General features: G+C 62.5%; 19 protein-coding genes and 2 tRNA genes. 13 read left to right on the forward strand and 8 right to left on the reverse strand.

Annotation, left to right across the window (positions count from 1 at the left end):
- Window positions 1-58 precede the first annotated feature (58 nt).
- A complete protein-coding gene (gene purD, locus ACKFRT_RS06795; RefSeq protein WP_408924768.1) occupies window positions 59-1315 on the reverse strand; it encodes a phosphoribosylamine--glycine ligase in 1257 nt (418 codons plus the stop codon).
- A gap of 65 nt (window positions 1316-1380) precedes the next feature.
- Here purD and ACKFRT_RS06800 point away from each other — a divergent pair, with 65 nt between their 5' ends.
- Both ACKFRT_RS06800 and ACKFRT_RS06805 read left to right on the forward strand, forming a co-directional pair.
- Window positions 1381-1818: an HIT family protein gene (locus ACKFRT_RS06800; RefSeq protein WP_408924769.1), complete on the forward strand. Its 438-nt coding sequence runs from the start codon at window positions 1381-1383 to the stop codon at window positions 1816-1818.
- An 82-nt stretch (window positions 1819-1900) separates the two neighbouring features.
- Window positions 1901-3091, forward strand: a complete 1191-nt coding sequence (locus ACKFRT_RS06805; protein ID WP_408924770.1) for an esterase/lipase family protein — start codon at window positions 1901-1903, stop codon at window positions 3089-3091.
- Here ACKFRT_RS06805 and ACKFRT_RS06810 read toward each other — a convergent pair.
- Complete coding sequence (locus tag ACKFRT_RS06810) at window positions 3088-4692, reverse strand: sensor histidine kinase (RefSeq protein ID WP_408924771.1); 1605 nt, start codon at window positions 4690-4692, stop codon at window positions 3088-3090. The two genes, ACKFRT_RS06805 and ACKFRT_RS06810, sit on opposite strands and share 4 nt — an antisense overlap.
- Window positions 4693-4742: 50 nt before the next feature.
- On the reverse strand, window positions 4743-5450 hold the full coding sequence (locus tag ACKFRT_RS06815; RefSeq protein ID WP_296212137.1) for a response regulator transcription factor: 708 nt from the start codon (window positions 5448-5450) through the stop codon (window positions 4743-4745).
- A 172-nt stretch (window positions 5451-5622) separates the two neighbouring features.
- Here ACKFRT_RS06815 and ACKFRT_RS06820 point away from each other — a divergent pair, with 172 nt between their 5' ends.
- A complete protein-coding gene (locus tag ACKFRT_RS06820) occupies window positions 5623-6306 on the forward strand; it encodes a L,D-transpeptidase (RefSeq protein ID WP_296212139.1) in 684 nt (227 codons plus the stop codon).
- Window positions 6307-6415: 109 nt separating this feature from the next.
- Entirely contained in the window at window positions 6416-6925 is a 510-nt protein-coding gene (locus ACKFRT_RS06825; RefSeq protein ID WP_408924772.1) for an N-acetyltransferase family protein, read from the forward strand.
- Window positions 6926-6973: 48 nt separating this feature from the next.
- Here ACKFRT_RS06825 and ACKFRT_RS06830 read toward each other — a convergent pair whose 3' ends face one another.
- The 3 genes from ACKFRT_RS06830 to ACKFRT_RS06840 all read right to left on the reverse strand — a co-directional run bounded on the left by ACKFRT_RS06830 (window position 6974) and on the right by ACKFRT_RS06840 (window position 7912).
- Window positions 6974-7699, reverse strand: a complete 726-nt coding sequence (locus ACKFRT_RS06830) for a hypothetical protein (RefSeq protein ID WP_408924773.1) — start codon at window positions 7697-7699, stop codon at window positions 6974-6976.
- A 22-nt stretch (window positions 7700-7721) separates the two neighbouring features.
- Window positions 7722-7795: transfer RNA gene (locus ACKFRT_RS06835), tRNA-Gly, on the reverse strand.
- A gap of 44 nt (window positions 7796-7839) precedes the next feature.
- Window positions 7840-7912: transfer RNA gene (locus tag ACKFRT_RS06840), tRNA-Thr, on the reverse strand.
- Between the two features lie 179 nt (window positions 7913-8091).
- Here ACKFRT_RS06840 and thrE point away from each other — a divergent pair.
- From thrE to otsB, 5 genes are all read left to right on the forward strand, one after another.
- Entirely contained in the window at window positions 8092-9714 is a 1623-nt protein-coding gene (gene thrE, locus ACKFRT_RS06845) for a threonine/serine exporter ThrE (RefSeq protein WP_296212145.1), read from the forward strand.
- A gap of 69 nt (window positions 9715-9783) precedes the next feature.
- A complete protein-coding gene (locus ACKFRT_RS06850) occupies window positions 9784-10173 on the forward strand; it encodes a hypothetical protein (RefSeq protein WP_296212147.1) in 390 nt (129 codons plus the stop codon).
- A gap of 33 nt (window positions 10174-10206) precedes the next feature.
- Window positions 10207-11673 (forward strand): trehalose-6-phosphate synthase, encoded by a 1467-nt coding sequence (locus ACKFRT_RS06855; RefSeq protein WP_296212149.1) that lies wholly within the window; start codon window positions 10207-10209, stop codon window positions 11671-11673.
- A gap of 5 nt (window positions 11674-11678) precedes the next feature.
- On the forward strand, window positions 11679-12161 hold the full coding sequence (locus ACKFRT_RS06860) for a hypothetical protein (protein WP_408924774.1): 483 nt from the start codon (window positions 11679-11681) through the stop codon (window positions 12159-12161).
- A gap of 4 nt (window positions 12162-12165) precedes the next feature.
- Window positions 12166-13068, forward strand: a complete 903-nt coding sequence (gene otsB / locus ACKFRT_RS06865; protein ID WP_408924775.1) for a trehalose-phosphatase — start codon at window positions 12166-12168, stop codon at window positions 13066-13068.
- Here otsB and ACKFRT_RS06870 read toward each other — a convergent pair.
- Window positions 13021-14130 (reverse strand): LacI family DNA-binding transcriptional regulator, encoded by a 1110-nt coding sequence (locus tag ACKFRT_RS06870; protein ID WP_296212155.1) that lies wholly within the window; start codon window positions 14128-14130, stop codon window positions 13021-13023. The two genes, otsB and ACKFRT_RS06870, sit on opposite strands and share 48 nt — an antisense overlap.
- Window positions 14131-14262: 132 nt before the next feature.
- Here ACKFRT_RS06870 and ACKFRT_RS06875 point away from each other — a divergent pair, with 132 nt between their 5' ends.
- From ACKFRT_RS06875 to ACKFRT_RS06890, 4 genes are all read left to right on the forward strand, one after another.
- Entirely contained in the window at window positions 14263-15339 is a 1077-nt protein-coding gene (locus ACKFRT_RS06875; protein ID WP_408924776.1) for a metal ABC transporter solute-binding protein, Zn/Mn family, read from the forward strand.
- Window positions 15339-16040: a metal ABC transporter ATP-binding protein gene (locus ACKFRT_RS06880; RefSeq protein WP_296212157.1), complete on the forward strand. Its 702-nt coding sequence runs from the start codon at window positions 15339-15341 to the stop codon at window positions 16038-16040. Before ACKFRT_RS06875 ends, ACKFRT_RS06880 begins: the two co-directional genes overlap by 1 nt.
- The gene (locus ACKFRT_RS06885) at window positions 16037-16975 is read left to right on the forward strand and encodes a metal ABC transporter permease (protein WP_296212160.1); all 939 of its coding nucleotides are present in this window, start codon (window positions 16037-16039) and stop codon (window positions 16973-16975) included. Before ACKFRT_RS06880 ends, ACKFRT_RS06885 begins: the two co-directional genes overlap by 4 nt.
- 94 nt (window positions 16976-17069) lie before the next feature.
- Entirely contained in the window at window positions 17070-18728 is a 1659-nt protein-coding gene (locus ACKFRT_RS06890) for a carboxylesterase/lipase family protein (protein ID WP_296212162.1), read from the forward strand.
- 34 nt (window positions 18729-18762) lie between these two features.
- Here ACKFRT_RS06890 and rlmB read toward each other — a convergent pair whose 3' ends face one another.
- Window positions 18763-19719: a 23S rRNA (guanosine(2251)-2'-O)-methyltransferase RlmB gene (gene rlmB, locus ACKFRT_RS06895; protein ID WP_035004662.1), complete on the reverse strand. Its 957-nt coding sequence runs from the start codon at window positions 19717-19719 to the stop codon at window positions 18763-18765.
- Between the last annotated feature and the right edge of the window lie 69 nt (window positions 19720-19788).

Genomic DNA, 19788 nt, shown 5'->3' on the forward strand with positions numbered 1-19788 from the left:
AGCGCGAAACCCTTATGCAATCTTTACACCCAAATGCTGTCAAAACAGCGTTCGGGTACTAGATGGAAATGCGGCCCTCAACTGCGGGAAGAGCGATATCGGAGCGGTAGTGCGAACCCTCCAGCTGGATGCCCTGCAGGGTCTCATAGGCCTGCTTGCGTGCCTCCGCCAGGGTGGCGCCGGTGCCGATGACGTTCAGCACGCGGCCGCCGGAGCTCACCAGCTGACCATTCTGCTCCGCCACACCTGCGGCCAGAATCCCGCGGGATTCGTTGCCCGGCTCCGCCCCGACGATCGGCTTGCCGGTAACCGGGCTGGCCGGGTAGTTCTCCGCGGCCAACACGACGGTCAGTGCGTAGCCGTCTTCCCACTCCAACGGCGGCAACTGGTCCAGGGTGCCGGTCGCCACAGCATTCAGTACTCCACCCAGCGGAGTCTTCAGCAAGCGCAGTACAGCCTGGGTCTCCGGATCACCGAATCGACAGTTGAACTCCACCACCGCCGGGCCTTCGCTACCCCATGCCAGACCCGCGTACAGCAGGCCGTTGAAGGGCACGCCCTCGGCCACCATCTGCTTGGCCACTGGCTCCACCACGTCGGCGACAATGCGCTGCACGCCGTCCTCCGGCAGCCACGGCAGCGGAGTGTAGGCACCCATGCCGCCGGTGTTCGGCCCTTCGTCGTTATCCCCTACTCGCTTGTGATCCTGTGCGGGCAGCAGCGGCACTACAGTCTCGCCATCTACCAGGCAGAACAAAGATACCTCCGGCCCATCCAGGAAGCTTTCCAGCAGCACCGGGTTCCCACCTGCATGCACAGCGCGGATGTGCTCCACAGCCTCCGCGCGGTTGGCCGTGACCACCACGCCCTTACCGCCGGCCAGTCCATCGTCCTTGACAACGTAAGTCGGGCCGAACTTGTCGAGGGTGGCGTCAATAAAAGAATCGCTGGACCCTACAGGAACCGCAACGGCATCTGCAGTACGAACCTGCGCCTTGGCCATAATGTCCTTCGCAAACGCCTTCGAACCCTCGATCTGCGCAGCGGCGGCCGACGGACCGAAGACGGCGAAGCCTGCGGCGCGCAGTTCATCGGCCACACCGGCGACCAGAGGAATCTCAGGCCCAATGACGACCAGGTCGGCTTCGACCTCGCGCGCCAAGGCCACCGGATCGCCATCCGGGTGCAAGGTAGCCACCGCCGCCATGCCGGCATTACCCGGGGTGACGTGGATCTGGTCAACGGAGGGATCCAGGGACAGGGAATAAGCCAGTGCGTGCTCGCGGGCACCGCTGCCGATAACAAGAATGCGCATAGTTCCCCAGTCTAGCGAAGCAAACCCCCACCACCAGAAACGTTGAACGCGCTACCATCGGCACCATGGCTACGGTATTCACGAAAATTATCAACGGTGAGATCCCCGGACGCTTTGTCTACCGGGACGAAACGGCAGCGGCGTTTCTGACCATCGAGCCCGCAGCATACGGTCACACGCTGGTCGTGCCGATCGAGGAGGTCGACCGTTGGACCGATTTGGATCCGGCGACGTGGGGCCACTGCAACGAGGTCGCACAGCTGGTCGGCAAGGCCATTGTCGAGGCTTTCGAAGCCCCCCGCGCGGGCTACCTAATCGCTGGATTCGAGGTGCCGCACGCCCACATCCACATCTTCCCGGCTTCCGACATGTCCGGCTACAGCCTGCAGAACGTGATGCGCATGGACGAAACAGATCCGGCGACGATGGACGAGTCGGCCGCCAAGATCCGCGAAGCACTGTTGAGCCAGGGTGTTGATGAGGCAAAGGTTCCTTCCGCTTAAGCGCCGGTAACGGGTGCGGCAAGGCACACGCACGGACCTCTTCAACGAACGCCAACTAGGTTTCACAGCGGTGGGAAAGTAAGTGGACAAAGACAACATCGGTGACAGCGCAGACGACCAGGTAGAGCCGGACATCGAGCTGGACGAGCTCGCCGAGGTCGATTCTCCGGCGGAAGCAGCCGTCCGGGAAGAGCTGGAAGATGCAGCCGACAGTTTCAACCACGAGCCTGACGACGACTACGATCCCACCAACGCGGGCGACGTCATCGGCGCGGACCCCGACGCCCGCGGCTGGCTCAGCCGTCTGGGCAGCGGCATGGCAAGCGGAATTTCCAGCACGGGGCGCTTCCTCTGGGACATCCCCGGCCGTATGAGCCGGCCGCAAATGCCACAACTGCGCGGGGCGATACCGGACCCTCCCTTGGGTGCGCGCCAGGTCTCCCCTGGCTACGCCGACGACCTGTGGCAGGCACGTCCCACCATCGATCGCCCGTACCCGGTGATCTTGATCCACGGCACCATCAGCTCCAAGAATGTATGGCAGAACCTGGTTCTGCGCCTACGCGACGACGATTTTGTGGTCTTCAGCCCGGACTACGGAGTGCACGGCACCCAGGACATCCCCACCTCCGCGTCGGATATCGGCGCCTACATCGAACAGGTCCTGGCCGCCACCGGCGCAGAGGCAGTAGACATCGTGGGGCACTCACAAGGTGGGCTGCTGGCGCGATATTGGATCAACGAGCTCGGCGGCGAGGACTACGTCCACCACCTGATCACGCTCGGCGCCCCGCACCAGGGCACCACACTCATGGGCATGCTCGGCAGCATGCTGACCACCGACATGAGCCAGCGCGTGGCGGCTGCGACCATTCGCCGCGTCTTCGGCGCTGCGGGAATGCAGCAGGTTATCGGTTCACCACTGCTGGAAACCTTGGCGGCCTCCCCCGAAACCCGCAACCACATCCGCTATACCTGCTACGCCACCCGCAACGACGCGACAGTCGTTCCCCACGAAAATGCCTTCCTCGGCGATCGGAAGCCGACGGTGCCCAGCGACTATGGCGCCGATGCCACGGAAAACGGCTCGCCTGCCACCGCCGCCGACGAGGCTGGCGCCGATACCGGCGAGGCCATCATCACCAACTACTTCCTGCAGGATTTAGGCGTATCCAAGTGCAAGCACGAGGAGCTGCCCACCAACCCGGATGTCCAAGACATCGTCCACTTAGCCCTGTTAGATGGCCTGGGCGAAGACGACACCGAGGTTTAATCGGTCTCTGGCGCCTCGGGCAGCTCGATGCGGAACAGTGTTCCTTCGCCCTCCGTGCTGCGTACAGTGACCGTGCCACCATGGGCCTCCACCAGCCCCTTAACGATCGATAGCCCCAGGCCGGAACCACCGGACGCTCGGGAGCGCGAGACATCCGGCCGGTAAAACCTTTCGAACAGATGCGGCAGGTCCTGTGCCGGGATACCCCGGCCGTTATCCTCCACGTCCACGATCACCTGGCCGTCTCGCTTATCCAGGCGCAGCTTCACTTCCGCGTCTTCTCCCGCATGGCGCAGCGCGTTCGTCACCAGGTTGCCGAATACCTGGTGCAGGCGGTTAACGTCACCCACGACGACGGGTATGTCACCGGCCTCGTTGACCACCTGCACCGTGCGCTCCGGAAAGCCCGCGCGTGCCGACTCTGCTGTCTCCAGCACCAGCTCCAGCATATCTACGCGATTCTTCGCCAGCGGGCGCCCCTCGTCCATGCGGACCAGGGCAAGGAGGTCTTCGACCAACAGACTCATTCGGCCCGCCTCTTCGGAAATACGGTCGAGGACCATGGGGGCGTCATCAGTAGCACCCGATTGATACAGCTCCGCGTAGCCGCGCACAGACGTCAACGGCGTGCGCAGCTCGTGGGAAGCGTCACCGATGAAGCGCCGCATAGACGCCTCGGATCGGCGTGCCTGTTGCTCCGACGCGCCGATGGCGACGAAAGCCGTCTGGATCTGCGCCAGCATCTTGTTGAGGGCTTGGGAAAGCCTGCCGACCTCTGTGTTCGGCCGCCAGTTCGGCACGCGTTGTCCCAGGTCGCCGTTCGAAATTTTAGACGCCGTTAGTTCCACCTCGTTGAGTGGACGCAACGCGCGACGGACCAGATACATCGATGCCAGGATGACGAACGCGACGACTGTCAGCCCGATGATGACCTGTAGCAGGACCAAGCGGGAGATGATGTGTTCTTCCTCTTCCAAAGGCAGCGCAACGATGGTGATGGTGCCGTCGTCATTGCGGAAGCTGGTGGCACGCCAGCTGATGTGGGTGCCGGAATCTTCGCGCGAGCCCACGGTCACAGGCATGGTGGGCTCGCCCAGGCCACGAATCTCGGGGCGGGCCGTCAGCGGCGAGTTGAAGTATTCGTAGGAAATCTGGTCGTCGACCACCAGGATGTAGAAGTCACTGGGCGGGCGGGTAACGCCGGTGACGGGGTTCGGGGGCTGCTGCAAGTTCAGCACTCCGAAACCTTCGAGACCCAATGTGCTGCGATCTGAGGAGCCGGTCAGATCGTCAGAGTCTTCCCCCTGCTGGCCCTGCCCCTGCTGGCCCTGCTGATACGAGGTTCCGTCGGCGAGGCCGGATCGGTGGGCCCAGCCGTTGGTGGCCTGATCCAGCTGCTCATCTACTCGTTGGATCAGGAAACGCTGCAAAGTAGTGGTTACGGATACGCCGGAGACCGTCAGCCCCATACCGACAAGCACTGCGATCACCACCACGAGGGAAACGCGCAGTGGGTAGTGCGACAGGAAGTGCCCCGGATGGCTGGACTGGACCGGAACGGCGGAATTAGATGCAGGCGCGGGCGGCTCAGGGTTGGACATAGACGACATAGGTTGAAGCGGTGTAACCCCTTATGTTCTGGATTTATGTTCTAGGAGCGTGGCTTGCGCAGCACGTAACCCACGCCGCGAACAGTCTGGATCAGGTGTGGCTCTTCCTTGTCGATCTTGCGACGCAGGTAGGAAACGTAGGATTCTACAACGTTGCCATCACCGCCAAAGTCGTAGTTCCACACGTGGTCCAGGATCTTAGACTTACTCAGCACAACCTCGGCATTGACCAGCAGGTAACGGAGAAGCTTGAACTCGGTCGGAGACAGCTCAACAACCTCGCCGGCTTTCGTTACCTCATGCATGTCGTCGTTCAGAGTGATGTCCTCGTAGGTGATCAGGCTGGATTCCTGATCCTCCTCCGGGGATACTCGCCGCAGGATCACGCGCAGTCGGGTGATGACCTCTTCCAGGCTGAAAGGCTTTGTTACGTAATCGTCGGCACCGATGGTCAGACCGTGAATACGATCCTCTACGCCATCCTTTGCGGTGAGGAAAAGCACTGGGGCATCGTGGCCTGCCGCGCGCAGCTTATTCAGCAGGGTAAAGCCATCCATGCTGGGCATCATGACGTCCAGGATGAAGGCATCGGGTTTGTAGGTATCCGCCAGCGCGAGTGCATCTTGTCCGTTGTCGGCCGTTTCCACATCGAAGCCCTGGAACTTCAGGCTCACCTTCAGTAGATCGGAAATATTAGCCTCGTCATCGACGACGAGAACCTTCACCGGCTGGGCATTAGGCATTGTCATGCACCTCATTGTGCTGCAGAGAATTAGCGTCTATCTGCATGATAGCTGGATGTTTGCTGTGAACCTCTTACGGTCTTCCCGCGCCCGCGAACCGTCGCCCATCTTACTTGAGTGTTGCCCTATCTCGTGATTCAGTGCACATTTACTGTGCTTTACCCGTTAAGCTGTGCCTATGACAAAATCCAACTCTCACTCTCGTTCCCTCCGCCGCCGCTTCGCCGCAGCCGGCGCTGCAACCATGATGGCCGCCTCCCTGAGCACCGGCGCCGCTGCCGCCGCTCCGCTGGGCTCGTCCCAGCAGGACATCAACAACTTCGTTCTGGGTGCCCGCGACAACATCCACAACGGAACCCGTGGCCTGCCGCAGCCTGTCCGTGGACAGATCAACCGCGCAGCTGACGACGCTGCAAACTTCTTCGCTCCCGGCGCCCTCGCTGCCCGCGAGCGTGCTAACAAGCCCGCACCGCGCCCGGCTAAGAAGCACCGCCCCGCACCGGCTCCACGCAACACCCCGTGCCCGGCTAACGCCCGTGGCTGTGTGAGCCTGCGCGGCCAGAAGGCATGGCTGCAGCGCGGCGGCAAGACCAGCTACGGCCCGGTCGCCGTCTCCACCGGTAAGCGCGGCTACGAGACCCCTAAGGGCTGGCACGTCATCACCCGCAAGGTGAAGAACGAGGTCTCCCGCACTTACGGCAACGCCCCGATGCCGTACTCCGTGTACTTCACCAACAACGGCCACGCCTTCCACCAGGGCTCCCCGAACGTGATGTCCCACGGCTGCATCCACCTGGCTGCACCGCACGCTCAGAACTTCTTTAACGCTCTGAACGTCGGCGACCGGATCTACATCTACTAAGATCCCCTGCCGGCTTCGCCGGCTCCTGGCCGTCCCGGCTTATACTTCCAAACCCCCAGCGCGAGCACCACGCTTCGCTCTGGGGGTTTGTTTCGCTAGGCTGAGATACATGACTTCTCACGCTGATTCCCCCATTGAGTTCACGTTTCGTCGAGCGGTCGAAGCCGACCGTCCCTTCATCCACAAGATGAACGAGGAAACGGATACCTGGGGCGACCCCGAGCGGGGATTCTCGGAGACGTTCGACGAGGACACCGTCTTTTATGTGGATGGCTGGACCGAGGGACAAGGTGGCGTCATCGTCGAAGAAAACGGCGAGGCCATCGGAGCCGCATGGTTGCTCGACTCTTCAAGAGACCATCATGGCTACGGTTTTGTCTCCGAAGAATACCCAGAGGTAGCGATCGCCATGGCGCCTGGCAACACCGGCAAGGGTCTGGGCACGAAGCTGATGCAGGCGGTACTGGATCAAGCGAAGGCCGATGGCAAGCCGGGTGTAAGCCTGTGCGTCGTTTTTGGCAACGACCGGGCGAAGCACGTGTACGAGAAAATCGGCTACGTCGACAAGGGTGTGGACGAAGCCGAGCACGCGCACGTCATGCTGTACACCTTCGACTAGAAAAGGTGCCAAGTCGGGCTCAGTGTCCCGGCTACAACGGCGCCACGATTATTCGCTCAGCGGAACAGCAAGGCTGGCTTTGTATTCCTCCGGGGTGTCATAGAGATCGTCCCAGCCCTCTTTGAGGAGGCTGTGCGGCTGCCAGTTCATTCGAACTGAAATAGGACCCCTGACAGGCCCCGTAGCATCCTCGTCCCACTCGGGGTTCAAGCCGTAGCTTTCCAGCGTCTCGACGATGATTTGCACCGCTTCGGCTACCCGACCTGCTTCTGACCGGACATAGAAGTCGATGACCACTTCCCGCAGATCAAGATCGTCTGCGATATCGAAGGGGATTACCGCCACGCCAACTTCTTCGTCTTCGCTGTCTACCGATCCCCAGTCATCGAACACCCAGATATCTACGCCTTCGGCGCGCATATCCAAAATCGAGCAATACAGTCGGTCAAAATCGGTGACCATGCCAGCCCAGGCCTCCATTTCATCGGCCAAACTCTGGGTAATTTCATCCAGAAAATCACCGACCAGGTCGAGACGACTCTGTTTCTCGTCCTCGGGGGTACCGCCTTTGCTGACCGGCAACTCTTCTAGGCGCTGCTCCCAATCGTCAGGAACATGCAATCGTCCCGGGAAATTAAGCAGAACATGCCCAATTTGGGTGTAATCCTCTGTTCCGGATAACAACGCGGCGCGGACCGAGCGGGTCAAATTTCGAGCTTCGTTAGCAGAAAGCAGTTCTCGGATTGTCTGTGGTGAGTGGTGATCCTTTGACATAACGCAAAGGTAACACGGCAATTGGAGCCGGCGACGAGAATCGAACTCGCACTCTCAGCTTGGGAAGCTGATGTTCTACCACTAAACTACGCCGGCGTTTCTGCCTCCGGTGCGGCGCTTAGCCACGCCGAAGCCAGATGAGCTGGAGACGAGACTTGAACTCGCAACCTACGGTTTACAAGACCGTTGCGCTACCGATTGCGCCACTCCAGCACCGATCCACCTACACTCGCGGGCTTCAGCGACCGGCAACAGCCGGAGCTCACCCCTCAGGCGATGGACTTTCCCAGCCTAGCAAGCCACCCGCACGAACAGTAAAACGGTGCCTAAACCTCCACAAACACCGCGTTCTAGCTGGGCAAACATGTGCTTGTGAAAACTCCGCAAGGCCAATGTACGGTGTGAGGGTGTCTAGTTTCCTGTCGAGAGCGTTGAGTAAAAGCTCTGACCTGCTATTTTCCGGCAACAGAGCAACGATCGATGCTATCCGCTTAGCTCCCCCGCCGTCCCCGTTGGCGCCGGTGGATCTATCCGATCCGGTAAAAACCCACGCGGTGATGGATCTCGCTGGACGCATCGGCGACCAGCTCCTCACAGCGGGCAGCAGCAACTCCGACGCGAAGGCGCAGATCCGAAGCATCATGAGCGCTTACGGTCTGAACAACACGCACGTAGACATCACGCTGAACACGATCTACATTTACTCGCGATTCAACGAAAACACCCCGCCGACCAACATGTTCCGCGTGGTGCGGCAGTTGTCTACGGATTTTTCCCGTATTACGGAGGTCGACCGCTTGATCCGGTCGATCGTCGCAGGCGCAACCCCGCTGGAGATGGCGCAGAAAATCCTCTTTGAGATTGAAACGTCGCTGCTGCCTTACCGCAACCGTTACGCGCTAGCCAGCTGGGGTGGATTCGCCGCCTCGGTTGCACTGCTTCTCGGCGGTGGCTGGGCCGTAGCCGTCGTCGCGGGCATCACCACCATCTTCACGATGTTCGCCAACGCATGGCTGGCCTCTAAGTCGCTGCCGCTGTTCTTCCAAAACGTCCTTGGCGGCTTTGCGGCGGTGATCCCTGCCGCGGTGACGTACTCCATCGCCGACCGAATCGATTTCTATCTTCCGCCGTCACTGATCATCGGTTCCTCCATCGTTGCCCTCCTTGCCGGATTGACACTGGTCCAGGCCCTACAGGACGGCATAACGGGCGCCCCGGTCACCTCCGCGGCACGCTTTTATGAAACCTTGCTGCAGACCGGCGGGATCATCACCGGCATCGCCGCCGGTATTCAGACGATGGTTGTCATGGGCATCACCTTGCCACCGCTGGATACCACCCAAACGGCGGGAGTGCTGGGTTCTGTGCCCATCCAGATCATCTCCGGCGCAACCGCCACCGCGTTCTTCTGCAGTGCTTGCTTCTGCGAGCGGCGTGCCACGGTGGTCGCTAGTCTGACTGCCCTGATCGCCTCGGTGGCGCTGTTTACCGTCACGGGTCTGCTGCATTGGCCTGGCACCTTCGGCACGGCGCTGGCTGCCCTGGTGGTCGGTCTCGCCGGTGGCTTGCTTTCCCGTCGCTACATGATTCCACCGCAGATCACTGCCGCCGCGGGCATTACGCCGTTCTTGCCCGGCTTGGCCCTTTACCGTGGCATGAGCTCAGTGCTCAACGACCAGTTCGTCGTCGGTATGTCCAACCTGGGTTTCGCACTGACCACTGCCACGTCGCTGGCCGCAGGTGTGGTACTCGGTGAGTGGATCGCTCGTCGCATTCGCCGCCCGCGGATCCTGCACCGCTACCAGCAGTTGCGACGCCCCCACGTGGGGTCGCGCCGACTGCCTCAGCAGAAGCCCCGGATGGATACCGACGGACGGGTGCGCCAGCCCCTGCACTGGCGTAGGCGCAGAAGGAGCGTATCGAAGAGTATGTGGCAGTTGGACAGCAAGATGCGGGCGTCCGAAAGCGAGATACAGCAACAAGAAGACCACCCGACGGGAACGGGCGAACAGTAAATCGCGTAAAATATCTAAAGTTGAGACTTAAGTTCCGTACGTCGACTGTGTAGAAATGGGGTCAGGCTCGTGCCTCCGAAGGTCACCGACAACCGTTCCACCAACAATGAATCCCTGCATGCGGTGGAAGCAGAAACCGCGCAGGCAGCACAGCGCATCGTCGCGACCTATTCCGAGGACTTCCTCGATGCAGCGACGTTAATGTGCATGCTCGGTGTGGAGCCGGAGGGGTTGATCCACCGTCGTGTGGTTGCTGAGCTGGAGGAAGCGGAGCAAGAGGCCAAGAAGTCCACCCGCAAGACCACCAAGAAGTCGGCTAAGAAGACCGCAAAGAAGACGACCAAGAAGACGACGAAAAAGGCCACCAAGAAGGCAGCGAAGAAGACGGCCAAGAAGGCCGCCGCAAAAAAGACGACCAAGAAGGCCGCAAAAAAGACGGCCACGAAGGCCAGCGAGTAGACCTGCCGACCTGCACCGACACGGGTGATACACATGCAGTCCGATTTTCTGGTTGTTGCTAATCGTCTTCCCGTTGATCGCCACGTCGACGATTCCTCCGGGGAGGTCACGTGGGTGCCGTCGCCCGGCGGACTAGTCACCGCGCTGAAGCCTGTGCTGGAATCCAACCGCGGGGCGTGGGTTGGCTGGCCAGGGGCGATGGATGAGGTCGCGCCGGAGGACATGCCCGCTCCGGAGAATGCCGGGATCCAGATGATTCCCGTTAACCTGGATGCGGATGACTTCGCGCAGTTCTACGAAGGCTTTTCCAATGCCACCCTGTGGCCCCTGTACCACGACCTAATCGTGCATCCCACCTACGATAAGCACTGGTGGCAGCGCTACCAGCAGGTCAACCAGCGCTTCACTCAATCAGCCGCGGAGGTCGCGGCGAAAGATGCGACTGTATGGGTGCAGGATTACCAGCTGCATCTGGTCCCCGGCCAACTGCGCGAGATGCGCGACGACGTGTGCATCGGCTTCTTTCTGCACATCCCCTTCCCTGCCCCGGAGCTATTCCGCCAGCTGCCGTGGCGCCGCCAGGTATTGGAAGGCACCCTAGGCGCGGACGTGGTGGGCTTCCACACTCAGGATTCCGCGCGGAATTTTATGGTAGCGCTGCGAGCCATGGGTTATTCGGTGCAGATCGTGGATGATGCCGAATCTGCAAACTTTTTGCGAGGCGCCCGTCTGCCCGAAGAAGCGCAGGTGGTGGGCACCATTACTGTGGATTCCGGCCGGGTAGTCAAGGTTGGCGTGTTCCCGATCTCGATCGACTCCGCCAAAGTCAATGCGCAGGCCAACCAGCCGGATGTTCTGGCTCAGGCCAGCGACTTGCGCGCCCGGTTGGGCAACCCGAGGGTGCTGATCGCGGGCGTGGATCGACTGGACTACACCAAGGGCATTCAGCACCGCCTAGAGGCCATCGAGTTCCTCTTGGATTCCGGTCGCCTCGCCGCAGAAGACGTGGCCATGGTGCAGGTTGCTACCCCCTCGCGCGAGCGTCTGGATGATTACCAGCGCACCCGCCAGCAGGTAGAGGCGATTGTCTCTCGCATCAACGGCAACCACGGCAGCCTGGGGCGTTCGTTGATCCATTACATGCACTCGGGCCTGCCGTTCGAGCAGATCGTCGCGCTGTACGCGGCAGCGGACGTCATGCTGATCACCCCGTTGAAGGATGGCATGAACCTGGTGGCCAAAGAGTATGTGGCGTGCCACTCGGACGGCTCGGGGGCGCTGGTTCTCTCGGAGTTCGCGGGTGCGGCCACACAGCTGGTGCAGGCGTACCTGTGCAACCCCCACGATGTGGAATCAATCGCCAATGCCCTGCAGCTGGCCATTGAAGACGAACCGACAAACAAGATCCGCCGCATGCGTCAGATGTGGGGGCATTTGCAGGATCATGATGTAAACCGGTGGGCAGATGCCTTCCTACAGCAGCTACGGGAGGTGGAGTGATGCGCATGCACCGCGCAGCTTCTGCCCTGGTCCTGGCTCTTAGCGTAGTGGGTCTGGCCGGGCTGACTGGCTGTTCCAACACAAAGGCCCCGCTAGGAAATTCGCAATGGCAGGTCTCGGCGATCTACGACACGGACGTTCGCGGTGGGCTCTTGCCGGAAACCCAGCAAGGGCGCAGCTTTCTAATCTTCGGTGAGGATTCGCTGACGGGCACCAGCGGCTGTGTACACCTAACCGGCCATGTGGAGTGGCAGGACGAGGGCATGCGCATCACTGACTTCTCCTCCTCCCCCATCGACGACACTCAGTGCCTACCGGGCGACGAGGACACTGCCGATCGCCTGCAGTCCGTGCTCAATAACCAGAACCTCACTTACACCCGCCCTTCCGATAACTCGCTGAAGCTTCAGCAGTCCGCCCCGGAGGATAAGCAGGATTGGCAGTCTGTCCCCGCGGTCGAGTTCCTCAGCGGACCGAAGGAGGGCTAGAGGCATGGATGGATCGTTACTGCCTATTCTTTCGGACGCCGACCTCTCCGACCTGGCCACCACCCCAGACCTACTGGTAGCGATGGACTTCGACGGCACCCTGGCCCACTTCTCGGACGCGCCAGCGGGAGTACACGCCGTCCCGGGCGCGATGGAGGCTCTGGTGAGTCTCTCGCAGCTGCCACACACGGTGGCGATGGTGATTTCCGGGCGCAACCTGGAACTGCTGACGAACGCAACGATGTTGCCCGTACACGGGCCAGTACGCCTGGTCGGCAGCCACGGCGCGGAACCCGCCCAGGGTGGGGTGGCGCAACTGTCCCCGCAGCAGAGGGCTTGGCTCGGCGAGCTGCGCGCGCACGCCGAGGAGATCGCCACCGCGCATGAGGGCGCATGGGTGGAGGCCAAGCCCCTGGCCGTGGGCCTGCACACCCGTCTGGTGCCCGAGAAGGAGTTGGCCGGGCAGTTGAATCAGCGCCTGGCGGACTTCGCCGCCACCAGCGACTTATCCCAGGTGACGTGGGGTAAGGACATCCTGGAGGTTGCGGTGGATAAGACCACCAAGGGCTCGTACATCGCCGACTACCGCCGCGCCTACGCGCGCGAGCATGGCCGGGAGCTACGGGTACTCTTCGCCGGGGACGATACAACGGACGAGACGGTGCTCTCCACGCTGCGCTACTCCCCTGCTGCAGGCTCCCCCGCCGCCGCTTCCCCCACCGCAGACTCCGCAGGCGTTGACGACAATGCGCCGGCCGCCGCGCCAGGCTCGGACATCGGCATCCGCGTCGGCGGCGGGGAGACATCCGCCATCCGCCGCCTGGATACCCCGGAAGACGTTCGAGACGTTCTGCAGGATTTACTGCGGCGCCGCGACGGACGTTCCGCGGATGAGCTCAGTTTCTAGCAACACGGTCGGCGCTTCCGCCCGGCGCACGGACTTTGCAGGGGCATTGCTCAGCCGCTGTTCGATGAGTTCGGCTAGCATATTTCCGCTTTCCAGCCCTTTGTCTTTGCTGGGCTGGCGGACAGTGGTGATGTGGGCGTCAATAGCTTCGGGAATACCGTCGAACCCCGTCACAGAGAGCTGACCTGGCACGTCGATGCCCTGCTCCGCTGCGTATCGCACCACTCCGAGCGCCTGCGAGTCGGTGGTGCAGGCCACTGCGGTGAGCTCCGGGTGGGCAGAAAGCAGCTCCTGGGCGGCTTCGAAGGCGGTCTGTGGGTTATTGATGTGCCGCTCGACGATCGGCGCGTGCGCGATTCCGGCCTCTTCCAGCACATCCAGGATTCCCAGCAGCCGGGAGCGCTGCACGTGCATGTGGGCACCGGCAATGCGCTCGTCGGTAACCGGCCCATTGTTGGGCGCACGGTCCAGACGGATGCATAGCACTCCGATGCGGGTGTGGCCTGCGTCGACAAGAGTGCGGATGGCAGGCTTGATGGCCTCGCGGTCGTTGATACCCACGAAAGGGTCGCCCGCGCCGGCAGGCTGGTCGCACACCACAGTCGGCAGCCCGCGGTTGCGCACGGCAGCCAGGTACGGGTCGTCGCCTGCCACGGAGTAGACGATGAAGCCGTCCACGCTGGCCTGGTTTACCAGTTGGGCGGGACGATCAGCGCTGGGGTTATCGTCCACGCCCGCGGGGATCAACAGCATGGAGGCATCCATCGCCCCGCAGCTCACCGACACACCGGAGACGAACTCCAATGAGGCCTGATCCTCGAAAGCATACGGCAGCTCCTCTGTTAGTAACACGCCGATCGCCCCCGCGCGTCGGGTGCGCAACGAGCGCGCCATCGGGTCGGGGCCGGGGTACCCAACCTTCGCCGCCACGTGTAGGATCCGGTCGCGCAGCTCGGGCGATAGCTGGTTCGGGCGGTTGTAGGCGTTCGAGACCGTGGTGCGCGAAACGCCCAGTTCGGCCGCGATGGAGGCCAGGGTGCCGCGCCGTGCTGCTCTACTCATTCTCTCAAGAGTAGTCTTCGCCACTCATTTCTTGGGGATCCAGCGCCACCTTCTCCGGCGAAGCTAGGCCTAAGCAGAACGCACTCGAGGTTGGTATTGACGATAGTTTTCGTGCCCACTAGCCTGGGGAGAATGAAGAAAATGATTGCCAACTTCGGGGCAGTGTTAAGTATTGCGACGTTGGCGTTGGGCGTGACCGCCTGCGCTGGTGGATCCGACGATTCCGCCGCTGACGGGGACAAAATCAAGCTGGTCGCCTCCACGTCTATCTGGGGAAGCATCGCCGAGGACATCACCGAGGGGCGCGATGATGTTGAGGTGACTACCATCCTCAGCAGCAAGGACGACGACCCGCATGAGTACGAGGCCACCGCCCGCGACATCGCGACGGTCAAAGACGCGGACATCGTGGTCGCCAACGGGGCGGGCTACGACAACTGGCTGACCGACAATGTGGAAGAGGGCACTCCGCTGGTCACCGCACAGCCGCTGGCCGAGGCGCATCACCACCACCATGGCGATGAGCACGGCGAAGAGCACGCTCACGACGAGCATGACCACGAGCACGAGGGCCACGAGCACGGTGAGGAGGGGCACGACCACGGCCATGACCACGGACACGGCGAAGAGGCCGGTCACGATGAACACGAAGACCACGCACACGGCGAGCACGAGCACGGCGAGCATGACCACGAGGGTCACGACCACGACGAAACTAACCCGCACGTATGGTTCGACCTGGATGTGGTCTCCGAGTTCGAAAAGAAGCTCTCCACCGAACTGCACAAGCTGAACTCCGACATTCCAGAGTCTGACGACGACATCACCAAGAAGACCGATGAGCTGAAGGCCCGCGTGGAGAAGCTCAGCGGAAAGAACGTCATCCTCACCGAGTCTGTCGCCGCCGAGCTGGTGGACGATTCCGAGCTGAAGGACGTCACCCCGGAGGGCTTTGCCCACTCGGTGAACAGCGAATCCGAGCCCTCCGCCGCTGACCTGGCCGCTACCCGCCAGCTGATCACGGACAAGAAAGCCGACATCCTCATCACCAACGAGCAGTCGGAGACCCCGGCCGCCTCTCAGCTGACCGAGGCTGCCAAGGAGGCTGGCATTTCGGTTGTCAACGTTAATGAAACCCCAGATGAGGGTCAGGATTACTTCGAGTACGCCGATACCCTTATCAAGCAGCTGGAGGACGCAACCAAGTAATGGTTCTCGCCCTGCGCAACGCGGCAGTCGAACCCCTCTGGCGCGATCTCGACCTCGAGGTCGCGCCGGGGGAGTTTTTGGCTATCTTGGGTCCCAACGGTGTGGGAAAATCCACCCTCCTGAACGTCGCCCTCGGCACCCGCAAACTCAGCCGCGGCAGCCTCAAAGTGGCGGACAAGCTGGGTTACATCCCCCAACAAAGGATGTTCGACCCCACCATCCCGCTCCGCGCGAGAGACTTGGTTGGCCTCGCGCTCGCAGCGGGCGTTATTAAGAATCGGCGACCGAAGAAAGCCCAGATCGACGCGGCGCTGGAAGAAGTAGGCGCGACCGGCCTGGCCAAGCGCCGCGTAGGTGAACTTTCCGGTGGTCAGCAACAACTCATTCGCCAGGCGCAGGCGATGGCGCAGGATCCGGAGCTATTACTGTGCGATGAACCGCTGCTCTCGCTGGACTTGCGGGCGCAGAAACAAACCGTGGAGCTGCTCGACCGCAGGCGGCGCGAGCACAACACTGCGATCGTGTTCGTCACCCACGGCATCAACCCGATTCTTAACGTGACCGACCGGGTGCTGTACCTCGCCCCGCATGGGCACACCATCGGCACGGTCGATGAGGTAATGAACAGCGAGACGCTCTCCCGCCTGTACCGAACGGACGTGCAAGTACTCAACGTGGACGGAAAGCTGGTGGTCGTATGAGTAGCCAATTCCACACCGGGGACTGGTGGGAGGACACCCTTGCGCTGCTCTCGGTGGACTTCGTGCAGAACGCGCTGCTGGCGGCGCTGCTGCTGGGCATCGTCTCCGGCGCGATCGCCCCGCTGATCGTGATGCGGAAAATGAGCTTCGCCGCGCACTCCACCGGCGAGCTGGCACTGATGGGAGCAGCCGCCGCACTTCTGTTCGGCTTTAGCGTGAGCTGGGGCGCGCTAATCGGCGCGGTGCTGGCCGCCGTGGCGCTGACGGCACTGGGGCAAAGGGAGCAGGACGCTATCGTGGCGGTGGTCTTAAGCTTCGGCATGGGCCTTTCCGTGCTGTTTATCTACCTGTATCCCGGCAGGTCGTCCTCCGCATTTAGCCTGCTGACGGGGCAGATTGTGGGCGTGAGTTCGGCCTCGCTGGAAATCCTGGCGGTGCTGACTGCGCTAGTGGTGGTGACAATGGCGCTGCTGTGGCGGCCGCTGCTGTTTGCCACCGTGGATCCGGTGTTGGCGGCAGCCTCGGGTGTGAAGGTGCGCGTGTTGGCGCTGGTATTCGCGGCGTTGATCGGCGTGGTGGCTAGCCAGGGTGTGCAAATCGTCGGCGCCCTGCTGCTGATCGCGCTGCTAATCACGCCCGGCGCGGCGGCGGTGAAGGTAACCAGTAACCCAGTGCTGGCCGTGGTGCTGTCGGGAACGTTCTCCGTGGTGTCGGCGGTCGGCGGACTGGTGGCATCGCTGGCGCCGGGGCTGCCGGTTTCGGTGTTCGTAACCACCTTGAGCTTTGTGATCTACCTGATCTGCCGTGGAATTGCGTGGATGCGCTCCCGAAAGGTGCAGGCCGATGCGGTGCGGACGCGGGAGTACTCCGCCGCCGGCGAATCGATCTCTAAGCAAACCAGCAACGAGGCCGCGGGCCATGTGCACCACGCCTAGCTCGCGCGCTTGCCACCTCACCAATAGCGCTAAGAATATATTCATCTCCCCCGTAAGAGGGACGCCGCGCGAGTAGCTCGTTAGAGTAGCACTTGTGACTAACGAGACGGCATCTAATTCACAACCCTCCAACCCCTGGATCGTCCGCACCACCACCGGCCTGGTTAAAGGGCACGCGGAGAACGGCGTCACCGCCTTCCGCGGAATCCCCTACGCCGAAAAGCCCATCGGCGACCGTCGCTTCCGCCGGGCTGAGCCCATTGCACCGTGGGAGGGCGTTTTTAACGCTGCCACTTCCGGCGACGCATGTTCCCAGTACCGCCCTGCGCGCAAGTCCGCAGGCAACTGGGAGGGCACGGAGGACTGCCTCTGGCTCAATGTGGTGGTTCCCCGTCCCGCGCACTCCCCTGGCACCGATGCGCCAGCCATCGACCCGGAGGCCAACCGCCCAGTCGTGGTCTACTTCCACGGCGGATCGAACATCCACGGCTCGGCGAACAAGCCCCTGCTGTCCGGCGAGTACTTCACCCAGGCCATCGATTGTGTGTATGTGGCCGTGAACTACCGCGTGGGTATCTTCGGCCAGTTGGCCCTGGGCGAGGGCACGCACACTCCCGACGACATGGATACCAACGCGGGCCACTCCGACCTGCTGACAGCTCTGCGCTGGATTCACGACAACGCCCGCGTTTTCGGCGGCGACCCTGACCGCGTGACCATCATGGGCGAATCCAGCGGCGGCTCCATGGTCACCTCCCTGCTGGCCACTCCCTCAGCGAAGGGGCTGTTCAGCGCCGCCATCGCGCAGTCCCCCGCCCCGATGATCGCCCACACCCGCGCCAACGCGAAGTATTGGACGGACTTCGCCGCCCGCTGGCTGCACCGCATGCGGGCGGAGGAATCCCTGCCTCTGGACCAGCGCGCCCCGGTTCGCCAGGCACCGCCGGAGCTCAGCGACGAGGAGCTGCAGGCCGCCACCGCAGACCTACTGACCGCCGAGCACGCAATCCTGGGCCGCCTCTCGGACGAGATGGTGCGCTTCCACGCGGACAACCCGATCTCCAAGGCAGGCCCGTTTGCGCCGGTGATCGACGGCGATCTGCTACCCCAACACCCGCTGACCCCCGGCGCGATGATGGACGTTCCGCTGCTCATCGGCTCTAACCGCAACGAATACGACATGATGCACCTAGAGCCAAAGTCCAGCTCCATCCAATACGAGCGCAGTCGCACCTTCGCACACGCGATCTCTGGCTCCGCCGCACACGCCACCGACATTCTGGAACGGCACTACGGCGGACCGAAGTCCCGCAAGCTGAAGGGCCGCTTCTTTGGCGATGCGCTGTTCACCGGCCCCTCCTGGTACTTGGCGCAACACCACCCGAGCCACCGCGCGTGGGTCTACCGCCTGGACACCACCACCCCGTTCCTGCGATACACCGGCATGGGCGCGGTACACGCCCTAGATCTGCCGATCCTCTTCCAGCGCTACGATCAGGACAAGGGGCGCATTGCAATACTGCTTGGCGGCCGCGACGAGATGCGCGCCACCTCCGTCGCCATGCAGTCGCGGTGGAGGCAGTTCGTGCACTCTCACGACCCAGGTTTCGATCCCTATTCGCTGGGCTTCGCCACGCAGGTTTTCGACGCCCACTTCCCCACCGGCGAGCAAACCATCTACGACCCACAGCCCGAGCTGAGAGAAGCCTGGGCACAAGTTCAGTGGGACAAGCAGGAGGAAACGCTCGACTAACGCTGGAGCCGGCTACGGCTGGGACGAAAGGGCGTCACTTAGCAGCGCGACGCTGGCGGGCAAACTCGCTGAGCACCACACCCGCGGCGACCGACGCATTGAGGGACTCAACCCACTTGGCCATGGGGATCGACATGATCGTGTCGCACGTCTCCGAAACCAGGCGGGACAGCCCCTTGCCTTCCGACCCAACGACGATGACAGTCGGGGTGGTGCCGTCATAGGTATCGAGGGTGTGGTCACCGCCAGCGTCCAGCCCCACGACCTGGTAGCCGGCCTGCTGGAACTGCTTCAGGGAGCGCACCATGTTGGTGGCCTTCGCTACCGGCAGGCGCGCGGCCGTGCCCGCGGAGGTGCGCCAAGCAACGGCGGTGACGGAGGCGCTGCGGCGCTCCGGGATGATCACGCCGTGGCCGCCGAACGCAGCGACGGAGCGGATGACTGCACCGAGGTTACGCGGGTCGGTGATGTTATCCAGCGCAACGACCAAGCCGGGCTGAGGCGCAGAGGCGGCCCGCTCGATCAGGTCCTCTACCTGCGTGTACTGGTAGGGCGGGATCTGCAGGCCAATGCCCTGGTGCATGCCGTTGCCGGTCATGCGGTCCAGCTCTGCGCGGGAAACCTCCAGCACGGAAATACCACGATCGGCACAGGTGTGGACGGCTTCGGCCAGGCGCTCGTCGTTCTTGGTGCCCTCCGCGACGTACAGCGCGGTGGCGGGAACCTTGGCGTGCAGGCACTCGATCACCGGATTGCGGCCGACCACCAGCTCCACCTGGTTGTCGTCCTTCGCGAAGCGGTCGTGCGCGCCGGATGCCCGGCGCTTGGCGGCCTGCTTGCGCTTGTATGCGGCGTGGTAGACGCGATCCTCCGCCTTCGGCGTGGCCCCCTTGCCCCGCAGGCTGCGGCGCCCCTGGCCACCGGAGCCCTTAGTTGCGCCCTTTTTGTTCTTCTTGCGCACGCCTCCGCTGCGCTGGGTGTTGCCCGCCACTGTGATTGCCCCTCTTACCTGGTCGACTACGTGCGTTTGTGTATGTTACTTCCCGGCACGCAAAACTGG

Origin of the sequence: Corynebacterium jamesii, assembly GCF_046097395.1 — a bacterium.
Classification (GTDB): domain Bacteria; phylum Actinomycetota; class Actinomycetes; order Mycobacteriales; family Mycobacteriaceae; genus Corynebacterium.

Bases quoted from the DNA above. Each gene is read 5' to 3' on its own strand.
- ACKFRT_RS06810 (WP_408924771.1), bottom strand. From the start codon at position 4,692: ATGTCCAACCCTGAGCCGCCCGCGCCTGCATCTAATTCCGCCGTTCCG.
- ACKFRT_RS06870 (WP_296212155.1), bottom strand. From the start codon at position 14,130: ATGAGTAGAGCAGCACGGCGCGGCACCCTGGCCTCCATCGCGGCCGAA.
- ACKFRT_RS06800 (WP_408924769.1), top strand. From the start codon at position 1,381: ATGGCTACGGTATTCACGAAAATTATCAACGGTGAGATCCCCGGACGC.
- ACKFRT_RS06885 (WP_296212160.1), top strand. From the start codon at position 16,037: ATGAGTAGCCAATTCCACACCGGGGACTGGTGGGAGGACACCCTTGCG.
- purD (WP_408924768.1), bottom strand. From the start codon at position 1,315: ATGCGCATTCTTGTTATCGGCAGCGGTGCCCGCGAGCACGCACTGGCT.
- otsB (WP_408924775.1), top strand. From the start codon at position 12,166: ATGGATGGATCGTTACTGCCTATTCTTTCGGACGCCGACCTCTCCGAC.
- ACKFRT_RS06860 (WP_408924774.1), top strand. From the start codon at position 11,679: ATGCACCGCGCAGCTTCTGCCCTGGTCCTGGCTCTTAGCGTAGTGGGT.
- ACKFRT_RS06875 (WP_408924776.1), top strand. From the start codon at position 14,263: ATGAAGAAAATGATTGCCAACTTCGGGGCAGTGTTAAGTATTGCGACG.
- ACKFRT_RS06855 (WP_296212149.1), top strand. From the start codon at position 10,207: ATGCAGTCCGATTTTCTGGTTGTTGCTAATCGTCTTCCCGTTGATCGC.
- ACKFRT_RS06880 (WP_296212157.1), top strand. From the start codon at position 15,339: ATGGTTCTCGCCCTGCGCAACGCGGCAGTCGAACCCCTCTGGCGCGAT.
- ACKFRT_RS06830 (WP_408924773.1), bottom strand. From the start codon at position 7,699: ATGTCAAAGGATCACCACTCACCACAGACAATCCGAGAACTGCTTTCT.
- ACKFRT_RS06815 (WP_296212137.1), bottom strand. From the start codon at position 5,450: ATGACAATGCCTAATGCCCAGCCGGTGAAGGTTCTCGTCGTCGATGAC.
- ACKFRT_RS06825 (WP_408924772.1), top strand. From the start codon at position 6,416: ATGACTTCTCACGCTGATTCCCCCATTGAGTTCACGTTTCGTCGAGCG.
- ACKFRT_RS06820 (WP_296212139.1), top strand. From the start codon at position 5,623: ATGACAAAATCCAACTCTCACTCTCGTTCCCTCCGCCGCCGCTTCGCC.
- thrE (WP_296212145.1), top strand. From the start codon at position 8,092: ATGTACGGTGTGAGGGTGTCTAGTTTCCTGTCGAGAGCGTTGAGTAAA.